At 71.9% G+C, this 24449-nt stretch carries 23 protein-coding genes; 14 read left to right on the top strand and 9 right to left on the bottom strand.

Annotated features, from left to right (window positions below; genetic code table 11):
• Window positions 1-65 precede the first annotated feature (65 nt).
• The 4 genes from Cs7R123_RS11585 to Cs7R123_RS11570 all read left to right on the top strand — a co-directional run bounded on the left by Cs7R123_RS11585 (window position 66) and on the right by Cs7R123_RS11570 (window position 4236).
• Entirely contained in the window at window positions 66-1010 is a 945-nt protein-coding gene (locus tag Cs7R123_RS11585) for an ROK family glucokinase (RefSeq protein WP_212825940.1), read from the top strand.
• A 256-nt stretch (window positions 1011-1266) separates the two neighbouring features.
• Complete coding sequence (locus Cs7R123_RS11580; RefSeq protein ID WP_212825938.1) at window positions 1267-1941, top strand: endonuclease/exonuclease/phosphatase family protein; 675 nt, start codon at window positions 1267-1269, stop codon at window positions 1939-1941.
• A gap of 100 nt (window positions 1942-2041) precedes the next feature.
• On the top strand, window positions 2042-3457 hold the full coding sequence (locus Cs7R123_RS11575) for a flavin-containing monooxygenase (protein WP_374706934.1): 1416 nt from the start codon (window positions 2042-2044) through the stop codon (window positions 3455-3457).
• Window positions 3454-4236 carry an alpha/beta hydrolase gene (locus Cs7R123_RS11570; protein WP_212825934.1) on the top strand — a complete coding sequence of 261 codons (783 nt, stop codon included), beginning with the start codon at window positions 3454-3456 and terminating at the stop codon, window positions 4234-4236. The genes Cs7R123_RS11575 and Cs7R123_RS11570 overlap by 4 nt, the downstream gene beginning before the upstream one ends.
• A gap of 59 nt (window positions 4237-4295) precedes the next feature.
• Here the strand turns inward: Cs7R123_RS11570 and Cs7R123_RS11565 are convergent, their stop codons facing one another.
• Entirely contained in the window at window positions 4296-4865 is a 570-nt protein-coding gene (locus tag Cs7R123_RS11565; protein WP_212825932.1) for a hypothetical protein, read from the bottom strand.
• Window positions 4866-5005: 140 nt separating this feature from the next.
• Between Cs7R123_RS11565 and Cs7R123_RS11560 the strand changes: the two genes are divergently transcribed.
• A complete protein-coding gene (locus Cs7R123_RS11560) occupies window positions 5006-5704 on the top strand; it encodes a 1-acyl-sn-glycerol-3-phosphate acyltransferase (RefSeq protein ID WP_212825930.1) in 699 nt (232 codons plus the stop codon).
• A 16-nt stretch (window positions 5705-5720) separates the two neighbouring features.
• On the opposite strand, the gene Cs7R123_RS11555 is transcribed toward Cs7R123_RS11560, so the two are convergent.
• On the bottom strand, window positions 5721-9155 hold the full coding sequence (locus Cs7R123_RS11555) for an AAA family ATPase (RefSeq protein WP_212825928.1): 3435 nt from the start codon (window positions 9153-9155) through the stop codon (window positions 5721-5723).
• Between the two features lie 220 nt (window positions 9156-9375).
• Here Cs7R123_RS11555 and Cs7R123_RS11550 point away from each other — a divergent pair, with 220 nt between their 5' ends.
• Window positions 9376-9660 carry a hypothetical protein gene (locus tag Cs7R123_RS11550; protein WP_212825926.1) on the top strand — a complete coding sequence of 95 codons (285 nt, stop codon included), beginning with the start codon at window positions 9376-9378 and terminating at the stop codon, window positions 9658-9660.
• Between the two features lie 50 nt (window positions 9661-9710).
• On the opposite strand, the gene Cs7R123_RS11545 is transcribed toward Cs7R123_RS11550, so the two are convergent.
• Both Cs7R123_RS11545 and Cs7R123_RS11540 read right to left on the bottom strand, forming a co-directional pair.
• Window positions 9711-11360: a cellulose binding domain-containing protein gene (locus tag Cs7R123_RS11545; protein WP_212825924.1), complete on the bottom strand. Its 1650-nt coding sequence runs from the start codon at window positions 11358-11360 to the stop codon at window positions 9711-9713.
• A 325-nt stretch (window positions 11361-11685) separates the two neighbouring features.
• Entirely contained in the window at window positions 11686-12330 is a 645-nt protein-coding gene (locus Cs7R123_RS11540) for a Crp/Fnr family transcriptional regulator (RefSeq protein ID WP_374706987.1), read from the bottom strand.
• A gap of 237 nt (window positions 12331-12567) precedes the next feature.
• Here Cs7R123_RS11540 and Cs7R123_RS11535 point away from each other — a divergent pair, with 237 nt between their 5' ends.
• Complete coding sequence (locus tag Cs7R123_RS11535; protein ID WP_280517289.1) at window positions 12568-13452, top strand: phosphotransferase enzyme family protein; 885 nt, start codon at window positions 12568-12570, stop codon at window positions 13450-13452.
• A 632-nt stretch (window positions 13453-14084) separates the two neighbouring features.
• Here the strand turns inward: Cs7R123_RS11535 and Cs7R123_RS11530 are convergent.
• The gene (locus Cs7R123_RS11530) at window positions 14085-14912 is read right to left on the bottom strand and encodes a DUF1028 domain-containing protein (protein WP_212825918.1); all 828 of its coding nucleotides are present in this window, start codon (window positions 14910-14912) and stop codon (window positions 14085-14087) included.
• 47 nt (window positions 14913-14959) lie between these two features.
• Between Cs7R123_RS11530 and Cs7R123_RS11525 the strand changes: the two genes are divergently transcribed.
• From Cs7R123_RS11525 to Cs7R123_RS11510, 4 genes are all read left to right on the top strand, one after another.
• A complete protein-coding gene (locus Cs7R123_RS11525; protein WP_212825916.1) occupies window positions 14960-15463 on the top strand; it encodes a polyadenylate-specific 3'-exoribonuclease AS in 504 nt (167 codons plus the stop codon).
• A gap of 262 nt (window positions 15464-15725) precedes the next feature.
• Complete coding sequence (locus Cs7R123_RS11520) at window positions 15726-16751, top strand: 6-phosphofructokinase (RefSeq protein ID WP_212825914.1); 1026 nt, start codon at window positions 15726-15728, stop codon at window positions 16749-16751.
• Between the two features lie 145 nt (window positions 16752-16896).
• Window positions 16897-17703 (top strand): pyrroline-5-carboxylate reductase, encoded by an 807-nt coding sequence (gene proC / locus Cs7R123_RS11515; RefSeq protein WP_374706933.1) that lies wholly within the window; start codon window positions 16897-16899, stop codon window positions 17701-17703.
• Between the two features lie 158 nt (window positions 17704-17861).
• Window positions 17862-18230, top strand: coding sequence for a hypothetical protein (locus Cs7R123_RS11510; protein ID WP_212825911.1), 369 nt, complete (start codon window positions 17862-17864; stop codon window positions 18228-18230).
• Between the two features lie 9 nt (window positions 18231-18239).
• On the opposite strand, the gene Cs7R123_RS11505 is transcribed toward Cs7R123_RS11510, so the two are convergent.
• Complete coding sequence (locus Cs7R123_RS11505; RefSeq protein ID WP_212825909.1) at window positions 18240-18725, bottom strand: hypothetical protein; 486 nt, start codon at window positions 18723-18725, stop codon at window positions 18240-18242.
• A gap of 144 nt (window positions 18726-18869) precedes the next feature.
• Here Cs7R123_RS11505 and Cs7R123_RS11500 point away from each other — a divergent pair, with 144 nt between their 5' ends.
• Both Cs7R123_RS11500 and Cs7R123_RS11495 read left to right on the top strand, forming a co-directional pair.
• On the top strand, window positions 18870-20297 hold the full coding sequence (locus Cs7R123_RS11500; RefSeq protein WP_212825907.1) for a class II 3-deoxy-7-phosphoheptulonate synthase: 1428 nt from the start codon (window positions 18870-18872) through the stop codon (window positions 20295-20297).
• A 76-nt stretch (window positions 20298-20373) separates the two neighbouring features.
• Window positions 20374-21267 carry an IS982 family transposase gene (locus Cs7R123_RS11495; RefSeq protein WP_212825660.1) on the top strand — a complete coding sequence of 298 codons (894 nt, stop codon included), beginning with the start codon at window positions 20374-20376 and terminating at the stop codon, window positions 21265-21267.
• Window positions 21268-21278: 11 nt separating this feature from the next.
• Here the strand turns inward: Cs7R123_RS11495 and Cs7R123_RS11490 are convergent, their stop codons facing one another.
• Together Cs7R123_RS11490 and Cs7R123_RS11485 are read right to left on the bottom strand one after the other, a co-directional pair.
• Window positions 21279-21890, bottom strand: coding sequence for a hypothetical protein (locus tag Cs7R123_RS11490; RefSeq protein ID WP_212825905.1), 612 nt, complete (start codon window positions 21888-21890; stop codon window positions 21279-21281).
• 115 nt (window positions 21891-22005) lie between these two features.
• Complete coding sequence (locus Cs7R123_RS11485; RefSeq protein WP_212825903.1) at window positions 22006-22614, bottom strand: hypothetical protein; 609 nt, start codon at window positions 22612-22614, stop codon at window positions 22006-22008.
• A 98-nt stretch (window positions 22615-22712) separates the two neighbouring features.
• On the opposite strand from Cs7R123_RS11485, the gene Cs7R123_RS11480 reads away from it, so the two are divergent.
• Complete coding sequence (locus Cs7R123_RS11480) at window positions 22713-23744, top strand: low specificity L-threonine aldolase (RefSeq protein WP_212825901.1); 1032 nt, start codon at window positions 22713-22715, stop codon at window positions 23742-23744.
• A gap of 194 nt (window positions 23745-23938) precedes the next feature.
• On the opposite strand, the gene bfr is transcribed toward Cs7R123_RS11480, so the two are convergent.
• Window positions 23939-24418: a bacterioferritin gene (bfr, locus tag Cs7R123_RS11475; protein ID WP_212825900.1), complete on the bottom strand. Its 480-nt coding sequence runs from the start codon at window positions 24416-24418 to the stop codon at window positions 23939-23941.
• Window positions 24419-24449 lie beyond the last annotated feature (31 nt).

Below are 24449 nucleotides of genomic sequence, written 5' to 3'. Positions count from 1 at the left end.
GGTCCGTACGGCGTGGGCACCCTCAGCGTCACCGCCGGCACAGCCCAGCAAGGAAGGGTTCGGCCGTGGCACTCACCATCGGCGTGGACATCGGTGGCACCAAAGTGCTCGGCGGTGTGGTTGATCCTGACGGCACCGTAATCGCGACCTCGCGTCGCGACACCCCGGCCGGCGACGTCGCCGCGACCCGGGACGTGATCATCGATGTGGTGAAGGAGTTGTCCGCCGATCACTCGGTGGACGCGGTCGGCATCGGCGCCGCCGGTTGGATTGACGCCAGTCGGTCGACGGTGCTCTTCGCACCCAACCTGGCCTGGCGAGACGAGCCGCTTCGGGAGTACGTGGCCAAGGCGGTCAACCTGCCCGTGGTGGTCGAGAACGACGCCAACGTGGCCGCGTGGGCGGAGTTCCGCTACGGCGCGGCCGCCGACGCCGAGGACTCGATGGTGATGTTCACCGTCGGCACGGGCATCGGTGGCGGCATCGTGCTCGGCGGGAACCTGGTCCGCGGCGCGCACGGCATCGCGGCCGAGATCGGGCACATGCTGGCCGTGCCCGACGGGCACAGGTGCGGCTGCGGCCGCCACGGCTGCATCGAGCAGTACGCCAGCGGCAACGCGCTGGTGCGCTTCGCGCGCGCCGGGGCGCAGGCCGAGCCCAAGCGGGCCGAACTGCTGCTGTCGAAGGCGGGCGGCCGGGTCGAGGGGATCAGCGGTCCCATCGTCACCGCCGCCGCGCACGCCGGGGACGAGGTGGCGATCGAGTCGTTCGGCCAGATCGGCTACTGGCTCGGCCAGGGCCTGGCCGACCTGGTGCAGATCCTGGACCCGCAGGTGCTGGTCGTCGGCGGTGGCGTCATCGACGCCGGTGACCTGCTGATGACCCCCGCCCGCCAGTCCTACCTGGACGCGCTGGCCCAGCGCGGCCGCCTGCCGGTGGCCGAGCTGCGCGCGGCCAAGATGGGCAACGTCGCGGGCCTCGTCGGCGCCGCCGACCTCGCCCGCCGCTAGCACCCCCGCCACCGGCCTCAGTCGCCGGTGGCGGGCCCCCTTCCCCGATTCGGGGGCCGTCCCCAGGCCTCACGCGGGCGACTCGGCCTCCGCGAGTTCGCGCAGTTTCAGCGAAACTGCACGAATCTTGGCCCGCTTTCGAACACTTTCCCCGAAACTGCACGAGTCCCGACCGCGATCGCGGCGGGAGCGCGCGTCGGCGTGTCGGCGTGTTGCGGTGGGTGGGGGAGGGCGAGAGGGGGTAGAAGCGTTGGGCATGACTCTGCGCGTCGTGTCGTACAACGTGCATTCGCTGCGCGATGACCTCTCCGCGCTCGCCGCCGTGGTCCGGGGGCTCGACCCGGACGTGCTCATCGTGCAGGAGGCGCCGCGCCGCTGGCGCTGGCGCACCAAATGCGCCCAGCTGGCCGACTCGTTCGGCCTGGTGATGGGCGCGGGCGGGCTGCCCAGCCTGGGCAACGTGATCATGACCAGCCTCCGGGTGCGCGTACGCGAGACCTGGTGCCTGCGCTACCCGCTCACGCCCGGCCGGCACATGCGGGGTGCTGTCTTCGCCCGGTGCGAGGTGCCCGGCCGCGAGCCGTTCACGGTGGCGGGCTCCCATCTGTCCACCGACGACGCCGAGCGCCCGCGCCAGGCGGCGCTGCTGGCCCCGGCGCTGGCGGCGGTGCGCGAGCCGATCGTGGTCGGCCTCGACCTCAACGAGACCCCGGACGGCAGCTCGTGGGGCCTGCTCACCGAGCGGCTGGCCGATGCCGCGGTGCTGGCCGGGCGGGGGGACGCGGGCACCTTCCCGTGCCGGGCGCCGGACCGGCGGCTGGACGCGGTCCTGCTCGACCCGTGCTGGGAGCTGCGCGACTACCGGGTGCACGAGACCGCGCAGGCGGTGCTGGCCAGCGACCACTACCCGCTGGTGGTCGACCTGGCCTGAGCGAGCGTTTCGCCCCGCCGCCCGGTATGGACAACCGCGCCCGCCACCCGGAAAGATGCACTGCGTCTTTCGGTGCCAGGCACAGATGTGGAGGTCGCGGGTGAGTTATTCAGCGGGCTACGGTGATCCGGAGCTCGGCGGTCCCGCGACGGCGTGGCGGGACGGCTGGCCGGTCTACGACCGCAGCGGGGCGGTCTGCGTGATCGGCGCGGGTCCCAGCGGGCTGACGGCGATGAAGAACCTCAAGGAGCACGGGTTCGGCGTCGACTGCTACGAGCGCGAGACCAGCGTCGGGGGTGCCTGGAACTGGCGCCACAACCGCAGCCCGGTCTACGCCAGCACCCACCTGATCTCGTCGAAGCCGTTCACGCAGTTCCCCGACTTCCCGATGCCGGACAGCTGGCCCGACTACCCCAAGCACACCCAGGTGCTGGAATACCTGGAGCACTACGCCGACCACTTCGACCTGAAGAAGAGCATCTGGTTCGGCACCGAGGTGGTCAAGGTCGAGCCCGCCGAGGGCGACCGCTGGGACGTCACCACCCGCTCCACCGGCGGCTTCGGCGGCGAGCGCATCCACCGGTACGCGGCGGTCGTGATCGCCAACGGGCACAACTGGTCGCCCAAGCGCCCCGCCTACGAGGGCCTGGACGACACGAAGATCGAGGTCATCCACTCGGCGCAGTACAAGGACGCCGCGCAGCTGCGCGGGCGCAAGGTGCTGGTGGTCGGGGCGGGCAACACCGGCTGCGACATCGCGGTCGAGGCGGCCCAGCAGGCGAGCAGGTGCTGGCACTCCAGCCGCCGGGGGTACTGGTACACCCCGAAGTTCACCCTCGGCCGCCCCACCGACCAGGTCAACGACCTGATGCTGTTCCTGCGCCTGCCGCTGAAGGCGCGGCAGTTCATCGCGCACCGCACGCTGAAGTCGACCGTGGGCGACCTGACGCGGTTCGGGCTGCCCAGGCCCGACCACAAGATCTACGAGACGCACACCATCGTCAACAGCCAGCTGATCTACCACCTGGGCCACGGCACGATCACGCCCGTGCCCGACATCGCGCGGTTCCACCGCAGCGACGTCGAGCTCAAGGGCGGCGAGGTGATCGAGCCGGACCTGGTCGTGCTGGCCACCGGGTACGAGACGAGGTTCGACTTCCTCGACCCGGCGCTGCTCGGCATCGACGCCACCGGGCGCCCGAAGCTGGCGCTGCACGCGTTCCCGCGCCGTCAGCCGACGCTGGCCGTGGCCGGGCTGCTCCAGCCCGACTCGGGCCTGCTCCCGCTGGTGCACTGGCAGATGGTGCTGTTCGCGCGGATGCTGCGGCTGCGCGAGGCGGCCCCGGCCAAGGCGGTCGCCGTCCAGCGCAAGCTGGAGGGCGAGCTCGACCGGCGCTGGACCTCGGCGAAGGTCAAGGACTCGACCCGGCACTGGTTCGAGATCAGCCACACCACGTACCTCAAGGCCGTGCAGCGGCTGCTCGACGAGGTCAGCGTCGAAGGGGCGGCCCGATGAAGGTCATCCGCGTCCGCGAGTGGGCGTTCCCCGTGCCGCCCGCGCGGCGCGAGCTGCGCCGGGCCACGCCGGAGGTCGACGAGGGCAAGCCGCCGGTGCTGTTCGTCCCCGGCTTCGGCCACGGGGCCTGGGTCTTCGCCGAGCACTGGCTGGAGCACGCCGCCGACCGGGGCTTCGCCGCGTACGCGGTGAGCCTGCGCGGGCACGGCGAGAGCGCCAAGGTGCGCAAGGCGGACCTTCGGGCGTACGCCCACGATGTGGCCCAGGCCGCGGCGAGCCTGCCGCGCCGGGCCGTGATCGTGGGCCACGGCGCCGGCGCCCTGGTGACCGCGCACGCGCTCGCGCGCTACCCGGCCCGCGCCGCGGTGCTGCTGTCGCCGGTCTTCGGCGGCCTGGGCACCGCGCTGCGCAACCCGACGGTGAGCCTGCCGGCGGCGTTCGGAGCCGGGCTGCGGCTGCCCGCCGGGCAGTTGTTCAGCCGGGAGCTGCCCGCCAGCGCGGGCCGCGCCTACGCCGCCCGCCTGGGCCGGGCCTCCAGCCGCGCCCAGTGGCAGCTGCTGGCCGGACGCAAGCCCGAGCCGCCGGTGGGCGACCCGCCGGTGCTGGTCGTGGGCAGCCCCGACGACCGGATCGTGTCCGCGTCGGCGCTGCGCCGGGTGGCCCGTCACTACGGCGGCGCCCCGCTGCTGTTCCCGGGCATGGGCCATGACCTGATGCTGGACACGCGGTGGCGCGAGCCCATCGACGCCATCCTCGACTGGCTGGAGAAGTCGAGCTGACGGCGCCGGTCACCGTCCGGCCGGGTATCCGGCCGGACGGCCTGTCGGGCCCCGGGCGGTCAGACCACCGCGCCGTCGTCGTGGGGCTGCTCGTCGTCCTCGTCGCCGGGGCGCAGCCGCAGCACCAGCGCGGTCGCGCCGCCCAGGATGCCGGTGAGCGCCAGCAGCATGTTCACCCGCTCGTTGAGCGGCAGCAGGCTGGTGTCGAAGAACAGCACGAAACCGAACACGATCGACACCACGGCCAGGACCGCCGCGAACGGGACCCGGGGCAGCGGCGGGGGCGGCGGCGGGACGAACTCCTCGGGGGCGTCGTCGGGCAGCCCGGAACCGAACGTGTCCAGCCCGTCGAGCAGCGACGGGTCGTGCGGTCCGGCCGCGCGCGGGTCGCCGGACAGTGCGGGGCGGTTCAGCATGGGCCCGCCGGCAGGCCAGATCGGCCCGGCGGTGGTTCCGCTGCTCGGGGCTTCCTCGGGCGCGGGCCAGGTGGGGGTGGCGACCGGGCGGTCGAAGGCGGCCACGATCCGCGCGAACTCGGCGTCCACCTGCTCGGGCGTGGCCTGGTCGCCCGAGTGGCCGCCCCGGGCCGGCTCGGCCGGGGTGCGGTCCGGGTCGTCGGTGGCTGGCACCTGACACACTCCTTGGCGGCTATGGGGCTCGATCGGCGCCGGTGGGCACCGCATCAAATCCTGACACGTTTCCCCCGAGTTGCGGCAGTAGGCTCTGCGATGCATGCCACGTTCGCCCAATCAGACCTGGACGGGACTAAGTGCTCTACTGGCTGCTGAAGTACATCATCCTGGGGCCGCTGCTGAAGTTGATCTTCCGTCCGCAGGTGGAGGGCCTGGAGCACGTGCCCGACACCGGTCCGGCGATCCTCGCCAGCAACCACCTCTCCTTCTCGGACTCCATCTTCATGCCACTGGTCGTGAAGCGGAAGGTCACCTTCGTGGCCAAGGCGGAGTACTTCACCGGCAAGGGGCTCAAGGGCTGGCTGACCAAGATGTTCTTCGTGGGCACCGGGACGATCCCGGTGGACCGCTCCGGCGGCCGGGCCGCGCAGGCGGCCCTGGACACCCAGCTGCGGGTGCTGCGCGCGGGCGGCCTGGCCGGCATCTACCCCGAGGGCACCCGCTCGCCGGACGGCCGCCTGTTCCGCGGCAAGACCGGCGTGGCCCGGCTGGCGCTGGAGAGCGGCGCGGTGGTGATCCCCGTCGCGATGCTCAACTCCGACGTCGTCCAGCCGACCGGCAAGATCATTCCCCGGGTGATGCGTGTCGGCATCCGCTTCGGCGCCCCGCTCGACTTCTCCCGCTACGAGGGCATGGCCGGCGACCGCTTCGTCGAACGCGCCGCCACCGACGAGATCATGTACGAGCTCATGGAGCTCTCCGGCCGCCAGTACGTCGACATCTACGCCGCCAAACTCAAGAACGCCCCCACCCCCACCCCGGCTCCCGCCGCCTGACCTCCCGGCCCGTCGATCAACGGGGTGGGCGGGTGCGGCGCGAGGGGCGGGCGGCACCGGGGCGGGTGGCTGAGGCCGTAGGGGGCGGGGGGAGCAGGCCCGGCGCGTGGTTGCGGGCGGCGAAGTCGTGCAGTTCGGTGAGCAGCGGCTGGTCCAGGCCGCCGGTGCGGGCGGCCCAGGACAGCGACAGCGCGCGGTCGCTGGCGTCGCCGATCCGGGCGAAGTGCGCCGCGGCCGCCAGGTGGTCGCCGGTCACGGTCGCCAGGGCGGCCTGGACCCACGGCGTACGCCGCGGCGACAGCTCCAGCATGGTCCGCACCCGCACGGCCGCCTCCGCGCCCAGCACGCTGCCCGCGTGGCCCGCCGCGGCCGCCCACTCGCCGTACGGCAGCATCACCCGGGCCCGCCAGTCGCGGTCCAGCTCGCCCAGCAGCGACACGGCCTCCTCGGCCCGGCCCTGCAACGCCCGGCACAGGGCCGCGTGCGCCGCCGCCCCCCGCAGCACCCGGTGGAAGCCGCTGCGCCGGGCCAGGTGCAGCACCTGCTCGATGGCGTCGTCGTCGGTCGGCTCGCCGCGGAGCACCCGGATCCATGACGAGGTCAGCACCGAGGTCGGGTCCCACTCGGCGGCGTTGGTGCGCATGGTCTCGCTGATCGCCCGCACCTGGGTCACCCAGTCGCCCGCGAAGTACGCGTCGGCGGCCTCCTTGTGGAAGCTGGTGGCCAGGCTCAGCCCGCCCGCCACGTCCACGGTGCGCTGCTCGGCCAGCAGCCGGTAGTGCCGGGCCAGGTCGCCCTCCTCCAGGCAGGCCCAGGCCAGGTTCTGCACCGCCCGGCGGCGGCTGGTCAGCCGGTGCTCGCGGCAGTGGTCGGTGAGCACCTCCAGGTCGGCGAAGCCGGTCGGGTCCCCGGCCATGTACCGCGAGATCGCCGAGGTGATCCGGGCGTTGGCGCGCGCCTCGGCCAGCCCCAGCCGGTCGGCGATGTCGGCGGCCGCCTCCGACGCGGCGATCGCCGGCTCGGTCTCGAAGTTCATCATGTGCACCCGGGCCAGTTCGAGCAGCGCCTCGGCCTTCTCCAGGGTCTCGGGCAGCTCCTCGTACCGCTCGACGGCGGAGTCCAGGTAGGCCAGGGTCGCGGCGCGGTCGGCCCGGCTCCAGGCGACCGTGCCCAGCAGCGTCAGCGCCCGCGCCGCGGCGGCCCGCTCCCCGGCCCGGGTCAGCTCCTCGGCGAGATCGGCCAGCTGCTGCACCCCGTTGTCGCGCCCGAAGGCGGCGGGATCGCGGAACAGCGCCAGCTCGATGGAGAACAGCTCCAGCACCGGGTCGCCGTCGAGCTTCAGGCTCAGCGCCCGGTCGACCAGCATCGCCGCGGTGTCCAGCGCGTGCAGCGCGTACGCGCGCAGGGCCGCCCGGTGCAGCGCCGCGCGGGCGGGCGGAGCGTACGGCGTCGGGTCCATGCCCAGCGTCCGGGCGATCTCGTGCGCGGCCCAGCGGTGGTTGGCCAGCACCTCGGCCAGGTCGGTGGCGCGGTTGTCGCTGATCTGCTCCAGCCAGTCCGCGGTGCGCTGGTGCCGGCTGACCCGCTCGGCCCGCGGCAGCCGCTGGTAGCAGACGTCGCGCACGAGCACGTGGCGGAAGCCGTACTCGGGCTCGCCCGCCATGGCGGAGGCCGGGTGCTCGGCCACGATGTCGCGCTGCTGAAGCCGCCGCAGCGAGCGCACCACCACGTCGGGGGTGACGTTGAGCGCGGCCGCGACCGGGCCCGGCCAGAACTGGGTGCCGACCACCGCCGCGGCCTGGAGCACCGCCCGGTCGGTGGGGTCGAGCAGGTCGAGCCGGTTGGCGATGACGGCCTGCACGGTCTGCGGCATCGGGGTGGTGTCGCCGCCCGCCAGCGCCCAGTTGGCCCCGACCGGGCGCAGCTCGCCGCGCTCGACCAGCATCCGGACGAACTCATGGGCGTAGAGCGGATTGCCTCCGGCCAGCTCCACCAGCGGCTTGACCCCGGTGCTGGGGAAGACGGCCTGACCGAACATCAGCCGGTACATCGCCGCGATGTGCTCGTCGTGCATCGGGCCCAGCGACACCGACACCGCGCCGGTGACCGCGCTGGTCCAGTCGGGGCGGCGCTCGCGCAGCTCGGGCCGGGCCGTCGCGATGACCAGCAGCGGCACCCCCGGCCCGATGCTGCCCAGCATCTCCACGAAGCGCAGCATCGCCTCGTCGGCCCAGTGCATGTCCTCGAAGACCAGCACCGTCGGCGCCGCCTTCGTCATCGCCAGCAGGAACCGCCGCCACGCCGACTCGGTCTCGCCGGGGCTCAGCCCCGCGCCGGGCAGGCCGACCAGGGGGCCGAGCGCGTCGGCCAGCCGCGCCGCCTCCAGCTCGCCGACCATCGCCCGCAGCGCGGTCTCCAGCCGGGTGCGCGCGGTGCCCTCGTCGTCGGTGTCGAGGATGCCGACCTGCGCCTTGACGATCTCGGCCAGTGCGGCGAACGTCACGTTCTCGCCGAAGGGCGGGCAGTGGCCCACCCGCCAGGTGACGGCGGTGTCCGGGATGCGCTCGGCGTGGCGGGACAGCTCGCGCAGCAGACGGCTCTTGCCGATGCCCGCCGGGCCGAAGACGGTGACCAGCTGGGTGCTGCGGTCGCGGATGCTGCGGTGCAGCGCGGTGACCAGCAGCCCGCGCTCGTGGTCGCGGTTGACCATCGGGGTGGACTCGTCGCGGTCGCGGCGGCGCAGCCGGGCGGAGACGGCCAGGAACACCCGGCTGCTGGCGGTACGGCCGCGCAGGGTGCGCGCGGGGCGCTCGTCGTACTCGATGTCCTCGGCGGTGGTCTGGGCGGTCTCGGCGCACACCAGCACCGAGCCGGGCTCGGCGGCCGCCTGGAGCCGGGCGGCGGTGTTGACGACGTCGCCGGCGACGATGGCCTGCCCGCCGTCGCGGGCGGCGCCGACGTCGACCAGCGCCTCGCCGGTGGCCACCCCGGCCCGGAAGGCGACGGCGGTGCCGAGGCGGCCGCGGCCGAGCACGCGCTGCGCCTCCAGCCCGGCCCGCACCGCGCGCAGCGCGTCGGTCTCGGTGGCCACGGGTGCGCCGAAGATGGCCATCACCGCGTCGCCGATGTACTTCTCCACCACGCCGCCGTACTGGCGCACCACCTGGCGCACGGTGGCGAAGTATTCCTGCTGGAGGGTGCGGACCTGCTCGGGGTCGGCCTGCTCGGAGAAGGTGGTGAAGCCCACCATGTCCAGGAACAGCACGCTGACCTGGCGCCGGTCCTCGTGCACGACGGCGGCGACGGGCGCGGTGAGCGGGCTGCCGCAACCGGTGCAGAAAGCGTCACCGAAGGCCACCGCGCGTCCGCAGTGGACGCACGGTGGAGTGAGGCTCGCCCCGCAGCCGCCGCAGAACCTGTCGTCCGGGCCTGCCACTCGGGAACAGTGCACGCAAGTTGGGGTGTTCACGTCTCCGCCAGTTCGCCGGAGGTCCAGTATGGCCTGACCTCCGGGAATGTTGTCGTCCTGGTGTAGCTAACTCGACAAGGGGCATACGGCAACACCGCCGCGCGGCTACAGTTTCGTGCACGCAAGACCGTGACGCTGGTCGTGGTCTTGTGGATCGCTGTCCGATCGAATTATGCCGATCGCGGGGGAGGCCGAGCAAACGATGTTGGTGCGACTGGCGGTCGCCTGGACCGACCCCTTCGGGGTCGCGCACGGCGTTGGCGAGCTTGTCGACATCGACGCGGTCACCCTCGCCGAGCTTGAGGAGCTGGGAGTGGTGGAGAACGTCGACAAGGTGTCCGAGCCCGACAAGTGGGTCGGCCCTGGTTCCCCGACGCCGGACAAGTGGGTGGGCCCCGGTGCGCCGACCCCGGACGCGGAGGCCAACGGCTGGGTGGGTCCCGGCTCGCCGACGCCGGACGACCCGGAGGACCCGGAGAAGCCCTGATTTCGTGAAGAAGGCGGGCCGGTTCGGCCCGCCTTCTTGCTGCGCTCAGCTCACGCGGTGGCGCAGGGCACGCCGTTGAGCTTGACGTTGCTCGGCGCGGTGGTCGGGCCGGCACCGGTGAAGCTGGCGGTCCAGGCCTGGCCCGGGGCGAGGTTGGGCGCCCAGGCCGGTGCGGTGATCGTCACATTCGAGCCGCTGACGGTGAACGTGCCGTTCCAGCCGTTGACCACGGTCTGCCCACCGGCGAGCGTCAGCGTCAGCACCCAGTTGGTGAACGTGGTGGTGCCGGTGTTCGCGATGACCAGCGAGGCGTTGAAGCCGCTGGGCCACGAGCTGTCGATGCGCCAGGTGACCTTGCAGGCCGCCCCGGTCTGCGGGCTGGCCGACGGGCTCGGCGAGGCGCTGGCCGACGGGCTGGCACTGGGCGACGGGCTGGCCGAGCGCGAGGGGGAGGTGCTGGGCGACGGGCTGGCCGAGCGGGACGGGCTCGGGCTCAGGGTCAGGTCGACCACGCCGGTCTTATTGATCATGTTCTGCGAGTGGGTACGGAACACCGCGTGCTCCGCGCACCCCTCCCCGGAGTCGAACCCGCCGCAGCTGGTGTTCGCCGGGTACCACCAGAACGCGTCCCCGTCGCCGCCGCTGGCCTCCATCTCGGCGTAGATCTCGGTCCACCAGGTCGTCTTGTCGTCGTGGGCGTTCCACTCGCCGAGGAAGAACGGCTTGCCGACCAGGCTGTGCGAGTCGCTGATCCACTTCTTGAGCAGGGTGCGCGCCGAGGCGAAGTTCAGCCCCGCCCAGCCCTCGGTCGGGTACATGTGCGCCGAGGTGAAGTCGATGTAGGGCGACTGCTGGATGTAGACGAACGGGCCGCCGGAGTCGCCGCCGTAGCCGTACGCCGTCTGCTGGCCCTCCTGGCCGGTGCCGAGCAGGTGCTTGGGGTCGAGGCTCTTGACGTACGCGCCCATCTCGTCGACCCAGGCCCGCAGCGTGGTGCCGGTGGTGTTCTCGTTGGGGGTGGCGTCGGGGTAGCGGGGCTCGTTCATGAGCTCCCAGGCCAGGATCGTCGGGTCGTTCTTCCAGGCGACGCCGGTGATCGAGTTGACCCGGGTGAGCGCCTTGTTCACGTAGTTCTTGTACTGCGTGAAGCAGCCGGGGCAGGCGGTCTTGTTGAAGAAGCGCCAGCGGTTGGCGTATCCGGTGGGCAGGCCCTCCCAGGCCAGGCGCTTGTCGATGCCGCCGTACGCCTCCCAGAAGTTCTCGAACACCGGGACGAGCCGGAGGTTGTGCTCGCGCGCGGACTTGATGACGTAGTCGAAGAGGACGAACGCCTCCTCGGTGTAGACGCCCTTGGCCGCCTCGAAGCCCATCCAGTCCTCGTGGCTGAACATCCACAGGCGCAGCACCTGCACCTTGTCGTTCTGCAGCCGCAGCATGTGCGCGTCGATCTTGGCCTTGTCGACGTACTGCTCGCCGGGCAGCCAGTCGTAGCCGAAGGTGAACACGTCGTAGGTGTTGGTGCCGGCGAAGTAGTACGGCCGGTTGTCGAGGCAGAAGCGGATGCCGCAGCGGGTGATGAAGCTGTCGCGCGGGTCGGCGGCCTGCGCGGCCGGGGCACCCACGAACGGCAGTGCCAGGGTGACGGCCGCGAGCATCGCCGAGAGCGCGGCGAGCAGCGACCGTCGGAGGTTTCGGGACATGCGGACTCCTCGGGGAACGGCGCGGCGGTCCCCGTACGCGGTCGGGCAACCGCGGGGCAGTGGGAACCGCTGTCGATGGAAGCGCTCCCATGCTAGACCGGTCCCCACCCTTGGTAAAGCGGTTCAGTTCCACCCTGCCCCGCTCCGCCTGCCCCGCTCCGCCCGCCCCGCCGGGCCAGCGCCGCCCCGGCGCGGCCAGTCGTGAAGCAAAGTTGCCGGGCAGTCGGGCGTATCAGGTGCACTGATACGCCCGACTGCCCGGCAACTGCGCGATCTTGAAGCCGGTGCGCGGCCGCTCGCCCCCCGGCGGGCGGCCGCGTGAGGGCTAGCGGTCCTGCATGCCGGCGCGGCGGCGCAGGGCGGGGACGTCCATCACCACGATGCGGCGCCCCTCCGTACGCAGCCAGCCCCGGCTGGCGAACGAGCCGATGGCCTGATTCACGCTCTGCCGCGAACCGCCCGCCATCTCGGCCAGCTGGCTCTGGTTCAGCTCGATCGTGATCATCGGAGCCTGGCTCTCGCCCGCCAGCCGCACCAGCGTCTTGGCCACCCGGCCCGGCAGGTCCAGGAAGACGTGGTCGGCGTTCTGCTCGGTCAGCCGCCGGATCAGCGCGCCCAGCGAGCGCATGACCGCGTCGAGGATGCGCGGGTTCGAGTGCACCAGTTCCATGAACGCCCCGCGCGACAGCGCCAGCGCCGTGCAGTCCTCCAGCGCCTCGGCCGAGGCCGAGCGGGCCGATCCGTCCAGAAGCGACACCTCGCCCAGCGTGTCCGGCGGGCGCAGCACCGACAGCACGGCGCGCTCGCCGGTCGGGGAGGTGCGGAACACCGCTACCGAACCGCGCTTGAGCACGATCAGGGTCTCGCCGGGGTCGTTCTCCACGAACAGCAGCTGGCCCTTGCGGAAGGTGCGCGGCACCGCGGCGGCGATCACCCGCTGGCGCACCTCCGGCTCCAGGCCAGCGAACATCTCGACTCCGGTCAGCGCATCCGCGGCATCCGGAATGCGAATCTCCACCGCCTACCCCTTCCGTCTCCCACCCCGACCGACCAGTCCACGGTCGTGAGCGGTCGGCGTAACCCTGGACAGATCATCGCTTGAGTGAGCCGTTGAGTCCACTCCGTGGACCGACCACCGGCGGATCTGCCGGATCGCGGACACCGCCGATGGATATGGCGGCTGGGCTGGCCATGTGATAATCCGCCCGTGCTGGCTGACGATACGTTCCGCACGACACTTCGGACGGCATGGCATCTTCAGCCGGACGGCTTCACTCCTCTGTCCGGTGGGATGACGTCGACCACCGTATCGGTCAGTGCCGGTGGCCTCCACTACGTCGCAAAGGCCGTCCGACCTGCGCAGAAAGCGCAATTCGAAGCTGGTCTGTCCGCCGCCGAGCACCTGTCGCGCCACGGCGTCGACGCGGGCGCCCCGCTGCGTACCGCCGACGGCGCGCTGACCGTGCCCGTCGGCGACCACGTGCTGGCGCTGCTGCACCACGTGCCCGGCCGGGAACTGGAGGCCGACGATCCCCTCGACCAGCAGTGGTGGGGCGACCGGCTCGGCGCCGTGCACCGGGTGCTGCGCGAGTTCCGCCACCCGGGCCTGCCGGCCTGGCACTGGGTACGCCCCGACGCGCCGCACCTGGACGTCGAGGACTGGGTGCGTCCCGCGGTCGCCGCCGCCGTCAACACGCTGACGAAACTCCAGGTCACCGACCGGCTCACGTACGGGGCGCTGCACGGGGACCCGTGCCACGGGGCGTTCCTGCTCGACCCCGGCACCGGCCGCATCGGTGTCATCGACTGGGGCTCGGCGGGGGCCGGGCCGCTCATGTACGACGTCGCCTCGGCGGTCATGTACGCGGGAGGCTCGGACCGGGCCCGGGAGCTGCTGTCGGCGTACGCCGCGACCGGGGTGGTGCCCCGCGCCGAGATCGAGGCCAGCCTGGACGTGCTGCTGCGCTTCCGCTGGGCGGTGCAGGCCGACTGGTTCGCCGCCCGCATCGCCACCGGCGACCTCACCGGCGTGGCCGACCAGTCCGACAACCGCCGGGGCCTGCACGACGCACGCGACGCCCTGCTCGGCTGATCTTGCGTCCCCCGCGCCGCCGCAGCCGACCGCAACTGCGGCCATGGCTGCGGCTGTGGCGCTGAAGATCACTGCTCGCGGTCGAGGACTTCGCTCGCGTCCCGTGGGCTGGCCGCAACTGCGGCTGTAGCTGTGGCTGTTGCGCTGAAGATCGCTGTTCGTGGTCGGGAACTTAGCTCACGGGCCGCGCGCTGGCCGTAGCTGCGGCTGTGGCGCTGAAGATCGCTGTTCGCGGTCGAGAACTTCGCTCGCGGCCCACTTCGTGACCGGAAACCACGATCTCGCTTGAAGATCGGCGTCCGCGGTCGGAGCGTGGGCTGTTGGGTCGGCAGCTGGACGTCGGGGTTGACTCGGGCGGCGCGGTGGCGGCAGGCCGTCCCTGACCGCAGAGCGCGATCTTGGCCACGCTGACGGTGAAGATCACCGTCTGCGGTCAGAAACGGTGCTGTCATGCGAGCTTTCGACCGCAGACGACGATCTTCGCCGCTGCCGCTGCCGCTGCCGCCGCTGCCGCCGCTGCCGCTGCCGCCGCAGCCGCAGAGCGCAGCCGCAGAGCGCGAAGGCGCAGGCGCGGGCGATGGCGCGGGCGCGGGCGATGGCGCAGGCGCAGCCCGGGGTGGGGTGGGGTGGGGTCAGGTTGTGCGGAGGTGGGTGAGGACCAGGGGGTCGATGCGGCCGGGGACCAGGCGTTCTTCGAGGTTCTCCACGCCGGCCCAGGAGGCCAGGGCGGTGTCGAGATCGGAGTGGGTGTGGCCGCGGACCGTGAGCAGGGTGCGGATCTCGGTGGCCAGGTCGCCGTCGAGGTCGAGCAGGGTGGCCGGGTCGGGGCGGTCGAACAGGAGGGAGTGGATGCCGAGTAGGCGGGCCAGTTCGGCGCACGGGGCGGGGTGGTCGTCCACGCGCAGGTCGACGACGGTGTCGCCGGTGCCGCCGTACCCCTGGCCGGGGCTGACCACCAGCAGGGCCGCACTCTGCCGCCCGCGCTTGTCGCCGCCTGCCGCGTCCCCGGCGCGCAGCGCCGCGAGCAGCCGCCGGGCCAGGGGAGCGGCCGGGTCGCCGGCCAGCCACGCCAGCCGCATCGCCTCGACGACCTCGGGTCCGGTCAGGATGTTGCCCTGGATCGCGAAGCCGTCGCCGTAGGCGCCGCCGGCCCAGCCGTGGCAGCCGGGGCCGGTCCAGCCCGCGCCGTCACCGCCCGTACCCACGACGCCGAGCTGGCGTTGCGCCCGGCCCGGATCGGCGGCGGTGAGCCCGGCCACGACGTCGGCCGCCGCCGTGCCCGTGCGCAGCAGGGCCAGGCCCTGCGGGCGGTAGGCGAGGTTGGCGTAGGACTGCGTCGCCAGTGCCCCGACGGCCGCCTCGGCGGCGGGCACGGCCGCCCCGACGGCCAGGAATTTGCTCGCCACGGCGACCCCGTGTGCGGTGCCGTCAGCCGAACGCGCGACGATCGAGAACGTCATCGCGTCAGGGTAGGCGCGGCGTCGGCGCGGAGGGAAGACCGGTTCACATGGCGTATCGCTACTTCTACGACTGCGAGTTCATCGAGGACGGGACCACGATCGACCTGGTCTCGATCGGCGTGGTCGACGAGTACGGCCGGGAGTTCTACGCGGTCTCGACCGAGTTCGACCCGGCCAAGGCGATCCCGTGGGTGCGCGACAACGTGCTCAACCTGCTGCCGTCCCCGGCGGACAAGGCGTGGCGCTCGCGCGAGCGCATCCGCACCGACCTGCTGGAGTTCCTCAGCGAGCCGGTCAAGGGCCGCCCGAACGAGACCCTGGAGCTGTGGGCCTGGTACGGCGCGTACGACCACGTCTGCCTGGCGCAGCTGTGGGGCCCGATGGTGGCCCTGCCCCGGGTGATCCCGCGCTTCACCAAGGAGCTGCGGCAGCTGTGGGACGAGACCGGCCGGCCGGGCCTGCCCGAGGCGGCCACGGCGCGTCACGACGCGCTGGTCGACGCGCGGCACAACCTGGCCCGCTGGCAGGCGATGACGGCCCGCAAGCGGTGACCGCGGCACGGTGAGCCGCGCCACCACGCCCTGTCAACGGCGAGTAACCTCGTCATTGCGAGGCTGTTGCGCCCTCCTGGTACGGAATTCGCCGCCCCGACATCCGCCTGACATTCGGACGTGGGCGGGGCGTGCTGGCCCTATCCGGGTGGTCGCAGTACAGTGCCCATTTGCGGCCCGCCCCGGCCGGCAGCGTAGCCGTGTTCACTCGTCATCCCGGGGCTAGGCAATGTGACTACCCGTATTCGGGAGGACGAGAACAATGCGTATCGGCGTACTCACCGGCGGCGGCGACTGCCCCGGTCTCAACGCGGTCATCCGCGCCGTGGTCCGCAAGGGCGTGGGCACCTACGGGCACGAGTTCGTCGGGTTCCGCGACGGCTGGAAGGGCCCGCTGGAGGGCATGACCCGCCCGCTGGGCATCCCGGAGGTGCGCGGCATCCTGCCCCGTGGCGGCACGATCCTGGGCTCGTCCCGGACCAACCCGTTCAAGATCGAGGGCGGCGTCGAGCGGATCAAGGACAACCTCGCCAACCTGGGTGTGGACGCCCTGGTCGCCATCGGCGGCGAGGACACCCTCGGCGTGGCCACCAAGCTGACCGACCTGGGCGTGAACGTCGTCGGCGTGCCGAAGACGATTGACAACGACCTGGGCGCCACCGACTTCACCTTCGGCTTCGACACCGCGGTCAACATCGCGATGGAGGCCATCGACCGGCTGCACACCACCGCCGAGTCGCACCACCGCACCGTGGTCGTCGAGGTCATGGGCCGCCACGCGGGCTGGATCGCGCTGCACGCCGGCCTGGCCGGCGGCGCCAACGTCATCCTGCTGCCGGAGCAGAAGTTCGACCTGGAGAAGGTCGTCGAGCACGTCGAGACCCGCTTCAAGACCAACTACTCGCCGATCATCGTCATCTCGGAGGGCGCCATGCCCACCGACGGCGACCTGATCACTCTCAACGGCGAGCTCGACGCGTTCGGCCACGTCCGCCTCGGCGGCATCGGCAACTGGCTGGCCGACCAGCTGGAGAAGCGCACCGGCAAGGAGGCGCGCGCGGTCGTGCTGGGCCACGTCCAGCGCGGTGGCACGCCGACCGCCTTCGACCGGGTGCTGGCCACCCGCTTCGGCCTGCACGCGATCGACGCCGTGCACGAGGGCGACTTCGGCAAGATGGTCGCGTTGCGCGGCACCGAGATCGTCCGGGTGCCCCTCATCGAGGCCACCCGCGAGCTGAAGACCGTCCCGGTCCACCGCTACAACGAGGCCGAGGCCTTCTTCGGCTGATGCCGCCACCCGCGGCCCGCACCACCGGTGCGGGCCGCGGGCCCCTCTTCCCGTTGATCATGAACTTATGGTCGTGTTCGACGGTGTGTCGACCCCCATAACTTCATGATCAACTAGTCGAGGCGGGAGTGCGGGAGGCGTGGCGGTGCGGACGGTTGCGGTTGTCGGGGCGGGGAAGATCGGTGAGGTGCTGCTGTCCGGGCTGGTGAAGGCTGGGTGGCCGGTGGATCGGCTGGTGGCTACGGCGCGGCGGGTGGAGCGGGCTGAGCAGTTGCGGGAGCGGTACGGGATTCGGGTGCTGGACAACGCGGCGGCCGTCGAGGCGGCCGATGTGGTGGCCATCGCGGTGAAGCCGCAGGACGCCGGGGCGCTGATGGCGGAACTCGGGCCGCTGATCCCGGCGGGCAAGCTGGTGGTGTCGCTGTGCGCCGGCCTGCCGACGGCGTTCTTCACCAAGTGGCTCAACGACGCGGTGCCGATCGTACGGGTGATGACGAACACGCCCGCGCTGGTGGACGAGGCGATGACGGCGATCTCGGCGGGGCCGCACGCCACCGCCGAGCACATGGCCGTCGTGGAGGAGCTGTTCACGCCGCTGGGGCGGACCATCCGGGTGCCGGAGAGCCAGCAGGACGCGGTCACCGCGCTGTCCGGCTCGGGCCCGGCGTACTTCTACTACCTGGTCGAGGCGATGACCGACGCGGGCATCCTGCTCGGCCTGCCGCGCCAGGTGGCGCACGACCTGATCGTGCAGACCGCGATCGGCTCGGCGATCATGCTGCGCGACTCCGGCGAGCACCCGGTGAAGCTGCGCGAGGCGGTCACCTCGCCCGCGGGCACCACCATCTCGGCCATCCGCGAGCTGGAGAACCACGCGGTACGAGCCGCGCTGCTGGCCGCGCTGGAGGCCGCCCGGGACCGGGCGCGGGAGATCGCCGAACAGGCCGCCTGAGGCGGTCATACCCCCGCGGGTGTGCGAGATTCATCGCGCGGCCGCAGGTCACGCGCATCATTCACGCCTGTGGGGGTTCCGGCTCCGTCCACCCCCGACTTAGGCTCGGACCTGGGGATTCATCCAGCCCCACCCCGCCGAGCTGCTAGGAGGCGGCCATGCGACGCGCCCTGACCATCCTCGGGACCACTCTCGCCGCAGTCATGATCTCGGCCCCGGCGTACGCGTACGCGCACGACCGGGTCCACAACCCCTACCTGCACGCGCTGCTCGACGTGCTGACCCTCGCCGTCGTGACGGCACCGGTGTGGACGGCCTTCACCTGGTCCCGGGGCCGCCGCACGCCGATGCTGCTCGTCCTGATCGGCCTGGTGCAGATCCCGGCCGGGGTGCTGGCCTTCGCGCCCATCCCCGATCCGGTGCTGCACACGGTGGCCCTGGTCACCAGCCTCGGCATCACCGCCACCTCCATCGTGTACGTCCGCCGCGAGGCCCGCGCCGTGGCCACGGCCGAAGTGGCCAACTGAGCCCGCCGGTCAGCCAGGCAGGCCCGCGCCGGTGGCGCACAGCGAACCGCTGACGGCCGGATGCGATCCATCGTGTACGGCCGTCAGCGCCACAGCACCGACGTCCGACCCGGCCGGTCCGGGCCGGGCGTCGGCGTGCTCAGGCCAGGCAGCCTCGGGCGAGGCGGCCTGCACGGGCAGCGCGATCCGGGCGCGGCCGGTGTCCACCAGCAGGGTGCCTGCCTCGCGGCGGACCCGGGGGCAGCCCTCGTGCGGTGCGGTCCAGCCGTCCTCGCCGCGGTAGGCGGTCCACCGGCAGTGCGCCTCGCCGACGAAGCCCCACGCCATGAACAGCTCCGCACCCCGGTACCGGTAGAGGCCGACGGTCGCGACGCGGTCGCCGTCGGGGCGGCGGAAGAACTCGCCGGTCAGGCCGGGCACCACGTGCCCCTCCAGGTCGATGTCGGGCACGGTGCGGTGCGGGCGGTAGTCGGCCACGCGCGGCAGTACGGTCATACCTGATCAACGATCCCAGGTTGCGGGACAGCCGGTGCTGTTCTCGGGGCGTAGCAGGACTGGTGACGTGCCGCGCCCAGCCACCTTGTGGGATGGGGCCATGTCGGCGGCGGCCGCCGGGTGCCCCGGCCGTACTCTGAGCGCATGCGCCACGAATGGCATGACCTCCGGCACCCCGGCCTGGAACTGGCCGGCGTCCGCCAGTACGGCGAGACGGGCGTCAGCATCGCCCGTCCGGCCACCGACAAGTCCGCCGAGGACCTCGGGCTCGACCACTGGCGGACGCTGCCGCGCGCGCAGATGCCGCCGTGGGAGGACTACGCCGAGGTCGAGAAGGTGTGCCGGGTGCTGGACACGGTGCCCTCGGTCGTCGCGCCGTACGAGGTGGACCAGCTGCGCGACCGGCTGGCCCTGGTCTGCGAGGGCAAGGCGTTCCTGCTGCAGGGCGGCGACTGCGCCGAGACGTTCGCCGACAACACCGAGAGCCACCTGCTGGCCAACGCGCGCACCCTGCTGCAGATGGCGGTCGTGCTGACGTACGGCGCGAGCATGCCGGTGGTCAAGGTGGCCCGCGTCGCCGGGCAGTACACCAAGCCGCGCTCGCAGCCGCTGGACTCCCTGGGGCTGCCCGCGTACCGCGGCGATATGATCAACTCGCTGGAGCCGACCGCCGAGGCGCGCGTGGCCGACCCGCAGCGCATGATCCGGGCGTACGCCAACGCGGCCGCCGCGATGAACATGCTCCGGGCATACCTCGGCGGCGGCCTGGGCGACCTGCACGCCGTGCACGACTGGAACCGCGACTTCGTGCGCACCTCGGCCTTCGGCGAGCGCTACGAGGCCATCGCCCGCGAGATCGACCGGGCGCTGGCGTTCATCCGCGCCTGCGGCATGACCAATGAGGAAGCGCTGCGCACGGTCACGCTGTACGCCTCGCACGAGGCCCTGGCGCTGGAGTACGACCGGGCGCTGACCCGCATCGCCGACGAGAAGGCATACGGCCTGTCCGGGCACTTCCTGTGGGTCGGCGAGCGCACCCGCGAACTCGACGGCGCCCACCTGGACTTCATCTCCCGCATCGCCAACCCGATCGGCGTGAAGCTCGGCCCGTCGACCACGCCCGACTACGTGCGGCGGCTGTGCGAGATGCTCAACCCGCACAACGAGCCCGGCCGGCTCACCCTGATCAGCCGCATGGGCAACCACCAGGTGCGCGACAGGCTGCCGAACCTGGTCGAGACCGTGCGCGACAGCGGCGCCAAGGTCGTCTGGCAGTGCGACCCGATGCACGGCAACACCCACGAGTCCTCGAACGGGTACAAGACCCGCCACTTCGACCGGATCGTGGACGAGGTGCTGGGCTACTTCGAGGTGCACAAGATGGCCGGGACCCACCCGGGCGGCATCCACGTCGAGCTGACCGGCGAGGACGTCACCGAGTGCCTGGGCGGCGCGCAGGCCCTGGTCGACGCCGACCTGCCCGGCCGGTACGAGACTGCCTGCGACCCGCGCCTGAACACCCAGCAGTCGCTGGAGCTGGCGTTCCTGGTCGCGGAGATGCTGCGCGGCTAGATGATTGATTCCTAATCAGGGTTGGTTTGGTCCGTGGTCTTGACGCGGGTATGGGGAAGGGTATCGATGTCAGTGTGTGAAGACAGACCTCGATACCCTTCTGACGGCACTGTACGTGTTCGTCGATGACCATGTCATCACCGCGTCCCGGCGCCGTCCCGGACGCCCGAAGAAGCTGACCGACGCCGAGCTGGTCTGCCTGGCCGTGGCGCAGGTCCTGCTCGGGTTCCCGTCGCAGCACCACTGGCTGCGGTTCTGCTACGGCAGGCTCGGCCGCATGTTCCCGTACCTGCCCAAACAGGCCGGCTACCACAAACGCGTCACCGCGGCCGCGCCGCTGATCACCACCGTCATCACACGCCTGGCCGCCCAGACCCCGGCCGGCCACGACGGCATCCGCCTCATCGACGCCACCGTGATCCCGTGCGGGATGTCCCGCCAGACCGCGATCGGCTCGGCCCTGGCCGGATGGGCCGGGTACGGCTACTGCAGATCGCACTCCCGCTGGATCTGGGGCCTGAAGCTCTACCTCGTCACCGCCTTGGACGGCACACCGGTCACCTGGTGCCTGGCCACCCCGAGCCTGGGCGAACGAGAAGTCGCCGCCGAACTGCTCGAACACGCCCGCGACCACGGCCTCCTACCCGCCGGAGTCGTGCTCATCGGTGACAAGGGCTTCGCCGGCCGCGCGTTCGAGCAACAGACACGCGACCTGAAAATCGTGTTCATACGCCCCGACCGCCGCGACGAAGCCCGACGCCACGGCAACCTGGCCCCGGTCCGTCAACGCATCGAATCGATCTTCGACACCCTGAAAGGTCAGCTCAGCCTCGAACAGCACGGCGGGCGCACACCCGCAGGGGTGCACGCCCGCATCGCACAACGCCTGGCCGCCCTCGCAGCCGTGATCTGGCACAACTGGCTGACCGACGCACCCGAGAAACGATCACTGACCGCGTACGACCATTAGGAATCAGTCATCTAGTCCAGGCAGTCCTCTCCGGGTGTCTGGAAGGCGATGACGGGGTCGAGCGCGAGCTGCTGCTCGCGGTCGACCCCGAGCACCGTGTAGCGCACCGGCAGGGTTCCCCACCACGTCCGCGAGCACCCGTCGACCACATCGACGTCCTCCACCCGCACGGTGAGGTGTACGAGCACCGCCTGCTGCGGGGCGAGCGTGAACGGCGCGAACGGCTGCCCCGAGGCCAGGTCGCCGACGGCGTCGCGGTTCACCTCGATCGAGGTTATGGGGAACATCGACTGCGGCCACTCATGCGGGTCACCGCCGAACCCGGTCACCCGCACTGGCAGCGGGCCGGGGTTGCGCATGGAGACCGAGATCCGATGCGACGTCCCGTGGACCAGCGGATAGCGGTACTCATGTATGCCGCCCGCGACATGCTCCACGGCTTCGGGCGCCCGCAGGCCGAAATACCCCGGCTCCAGCGCGTAGGTGCGCGCGGCGGCCTGCCAGCCGCCCAGAGCCAGCACCGCGACGGCGAGCAGCGCCCAGGCCAGGGCGGCGCGGCGGCGGCCGCCGGGTCGGGCGGCGGGAGCCGCGGCAGCCGTGGCAGGGGTGATCGTCTCGGTCATGGCGGGCAGCGTAGTGGCGGACTGCCCCGGCCGCTGTCCCATGATCTGGTCCCGTGGACGCCAGGTGCTGCTCTGGCGACACCGGGCGTCCACGATCCTGGATCTTCGCAGGCCGTCAGAAGCGGCAGTCGGCTCCGGGCGTCTGGTAACTGATGGTGCGCTTCAGCGAAAGCGTCTGCTCGCGCTGGAGTCCCAGCACCGTGAACTTCACCAGGATGCTGGCGAACCACCGCCGCTGGCAGCCGCCGACCGAGGAGACGGCTGCGGTCCGGACGGTGATGTAGACGAACACGGTCTCGTCCGGGTGGATGACCGTCGGCCCGAAGGCGACCTTGTCGGCTGGGGCGCAGCAGCCGTCGTGCCACCGGACGACGTCCATCCGCTCGACCGGGAACATCGGCGGCGCGACTTCGAAGCGCGAGCCCACCTCCGTCAACGTCACCGGGGCCGGTCCGGGATTCGTGATCGGGATCCGGAACTGGTGCGACCCGCCGTCCAGCGGGATGACGTATTCGCTCCTGACGCCGAGGACCTGTTCGACCGCGCTCGGCGGAGCGCTGCCGGCCTCGCCCGCAGCCAGAGTGTAATTACGGGCGGTCAGCTGCCACGCGGTCAACGCCGACAGCAGGAGGGCGGCCAGGGACAGCGCCAGCACGATGCGGCGCCGGGAGCCGGTTCGCGCGGTGGGGGCGAGGGCCGCCACCTGGGCGGTCGGCTCGGTCATGCCCGGCAGCGTAGCGATCGTCCGCCAGGCATGCCGTCCTCCCGGCGAGAAGCAGGGGTGGCCAGCGTGCGGCCGGGGCGATGCGGTAGGAACGAGGGATGACGCAGCTGGTTGACCTCCGCAGTGACACCGTGACCAAGCCGACCGCCGCCATGCGCGCGGCGATGGCGAACGCGGAGGTCGGCGACGACGTGTACAGCGAGGACCCGACCGTGGTCGCGCTGGAGCAGCGCGTCGCCGCCATGTTCGGGCACGAGGCGGCCCTGTTCGCCCCGTCGGGGTCGATGGCCAACCAGATCGCGCTCCAGCTGGTCGTGCCGCCCGCGCAGGAGCTGCTGTGCGACGCCAACGCCCACGTGGTGACGTACGAGTTCGCCGCAGCCGCCGCCATCGGCGGCATCTCCAGCCGCACCTGGCCGTTCGCGGGCGGCGAGATCGACGTCGACCTGGTCGCCTCCATGATCCGCCCGGACGGCTACTGGGCCGTGCCGACCCGCGCCATCGCCGTCGAGCAGACCCACAACCTGGGCGGCGGCTTCGTCATCGGGCTGGACACCCTGCGCGGCCTGCGCGCCGCCGCCGACAGCGCCGGGATCGCGCTGCACTGCGACGGCGCCCGCATCTGGCACGCCCACGTCGCCACCGGCGTCCCGTTCGCCGAGTACGGCGCGCTGTTCGACACCATGTCGGTGTGCCTGTCCAAGGGCCTGGGCGCGCCGGTCGGCTCGCTGGTCGTGGGCAGCGCGGAGAAGATCGCGCGGGCGCGCTGGATCCGCAAGCGCATGGGCGGGGGTATGCGCCAGGCGGGCATCCTCGCCGCGGCCGGGCTGTACGCGCTGGACCACCACGTCGAGCGGCTGGCCGACGACCACCGCCGCGCCCAGCGGCTGGCCCAGGCGCTGGCGCCGTACGGGGTGGTGGACCCGGAGCGGGTACACACCAACCTGGTGGTGCTGGACCTGGCCAAGACGGCCGTGGACGCGCCCGCGCTCGGGGCGGCGGCGCGGGAGCGGGGGGTGCTGATGAGCGTGCTCGGGCCGCGTACCGGCCGCCTGATCACCCACCTGGACGCCGACGACGCCGCGGTGGACCACGCCATCGAGGTCCTGACGGGCATCCTGTCCGCCTGACCCGCCCGCCCGTCCCGGCTGTGGCGGACTCCACCCCGTTTTTCATAGACGTTGGCCTATTACATCGACTTCGATCTCGATTCAGTCGATGTAATAGGCCAACGTCTATGAAAAACGGGGTGGGGGCGGGGGTGGGGAGTGTGTGGCGCGTCGGTCGGCACTCGGTCGGGGCGGCCGGTGTGGGCGCCGTCCGGTCAGGCTTCCGGGTGTTCGGTGACGTTCTGGAGGTACAGGGCCTCGCCGAGGCTGGCGATGAGGCCGAGCTGGGTCTCCAGGTAGTCGACGTGCGACTCCTCGTCCCGGAGGATCTCCTCGAAGATCTTCGCCGAGGTCACGTCACCGACCGAGCGCATGTAGTCGATCCCGCCGCGCAGCCGCTCGACCGCCTCGACCTCGACCTTCATGTCGCACTCGAACTGCTCCTTGACGGTCTCGCCGATGCGCAGCGCGAACAGCTTCTGGTAGTTCGGCAGGCCTTCGAGGAACAGGATGCGGTCGGTGAGCACCTCGGCGTGGCGCATCTCGTCGATCGACTCGTGCCGGGTGTACTTGGCGAGCTTGGTGTAGCCCCAGTTCTCCTGCATCTTGGCGTGCAGGAAGTACTGGTTGATGGCCGTGAGCTCGGCCGTCAGCTGCTCGTTGAGGAACTCGATGACCCGGGCGTCGCCTTGCATGGAAAAGAAACCCCCCAGAATTTACGGTATA

Source organism: Catellatospora sp. TT07R-123 (assembly GCF_018327705.1).
Lineage (GTDB): Bacteria > Actinomycetota > Actinomycetes > Mycobacteriales > Micromonosporaceae > Catellatospora.
Note: the sequence above shows the minus strand (reverse complement) of the source record. Positions and strands in the feature narration are given on the sequence as shown.

Coding starts and splice junctions, on each gene's coding strand:
- Cs7R123_RS11505 (WP_212825909.1), bottom strand. CDS start 18,725: ATGACCGTACTGCCGCGCGTGGCCGACTACCGCCCGCACCGCACCGTG.
- Cs7R123_RS11550 (WP_212825926.1), top strand. CDS start 9,376: ATGTTGGTGCGACTGGCGGTCGCCTGGACCGACCCCTTCGGGGTCGCG.
- Cs7R123_RS11485 (WP_212825903.1), bottom strand. CDS start 22,614: ATGACCGAGCCGACCGCCCAGGTGGCGGCCCTCGCCCCCACCGCGCGA.
- Cs7R123_RS11545 (WP_212825924.1), bottom strand. CDS start 11,360: ATGTCCCGAAACCTCCGACGGTCGCTGCTCGCCGCGCTCTCGGCGATG.
- Cs7R123_RS11540 (WP_374706987.1), bottom strand. CDS start 12,330: ATGTTCGCTGGCCTGGAGCCGGAGGTGCGCCAGCGGGTGATCGCCGCC.
- Cs7R123_RS11530 (WP_212825918.1), bottom strand. CDS start 14,912: ATGACGTTCTCGATCGTCGCGCGTTCGGCTGACGGCACCGCACACGGG.
- bfr (WP_212825900.1), bottom strand. CDS start 24,418: ATGCAAGGCGACGCCCGGGTCATCGAGTTCCTCAACGAGCAGCTGACG.
- Cs7R123_RS11580 (WP_212825938.1), top strand. CDS start 1,267: ATGACTCTGCGCGTCGTGTCGTACAACGTGCATTCGCTGCGCGATGAC.
- Cs7R123_RS11520 (WP_212825914.1), top strand. CDS start 15,726: ATGCGTATCGGCGTACTCACCGGCGGCGGCGACTGCCCCGGTCTCAAC.
- Cs7R123_RS11525 (WP_212825916.1), top strand. CDS start 14,960: ATGGCGTATCGCTACTTCTACGACTGCGAGTTCATCGAGGACGGGACC.
- Cs7R123_RS11480 (WP_212825901.1), top strand. CDS start 22,713: ATGACGCAGCTGGTTGACCTCCGCAGTGACACCGTGACCAAGCCGACC.
- Cs7R123_RS11490 (WP_212825905.1), bottom strand. CDS start 21,890: ATGACCGAGACGATCACCCCTGCCACGGCTGCCGCGGCTCCCGCCGCC.
- Cs7R123_RS11500 (WP_212825907.1), top strand. CDS start 18,870: ATGCGCCACGAATGGCATGACCTCCGGCACCCCGGCCTGGAACTGGCC.
- Cs7R123_RS11510 (WP_212825911.1), top strand. CDS start 17,862: ATGCGACGCGCCCTGACCATCCTCGGGACCACTCTCGCCGCAGTCATG.
- Cs7R123_RS11570 (WP_212825934.1), top strand. CDS start 3,454: ATGAAGGTCATCCGCGTCCGCGAGTGGGCGTTCCCCGTGCCGCCCGCG.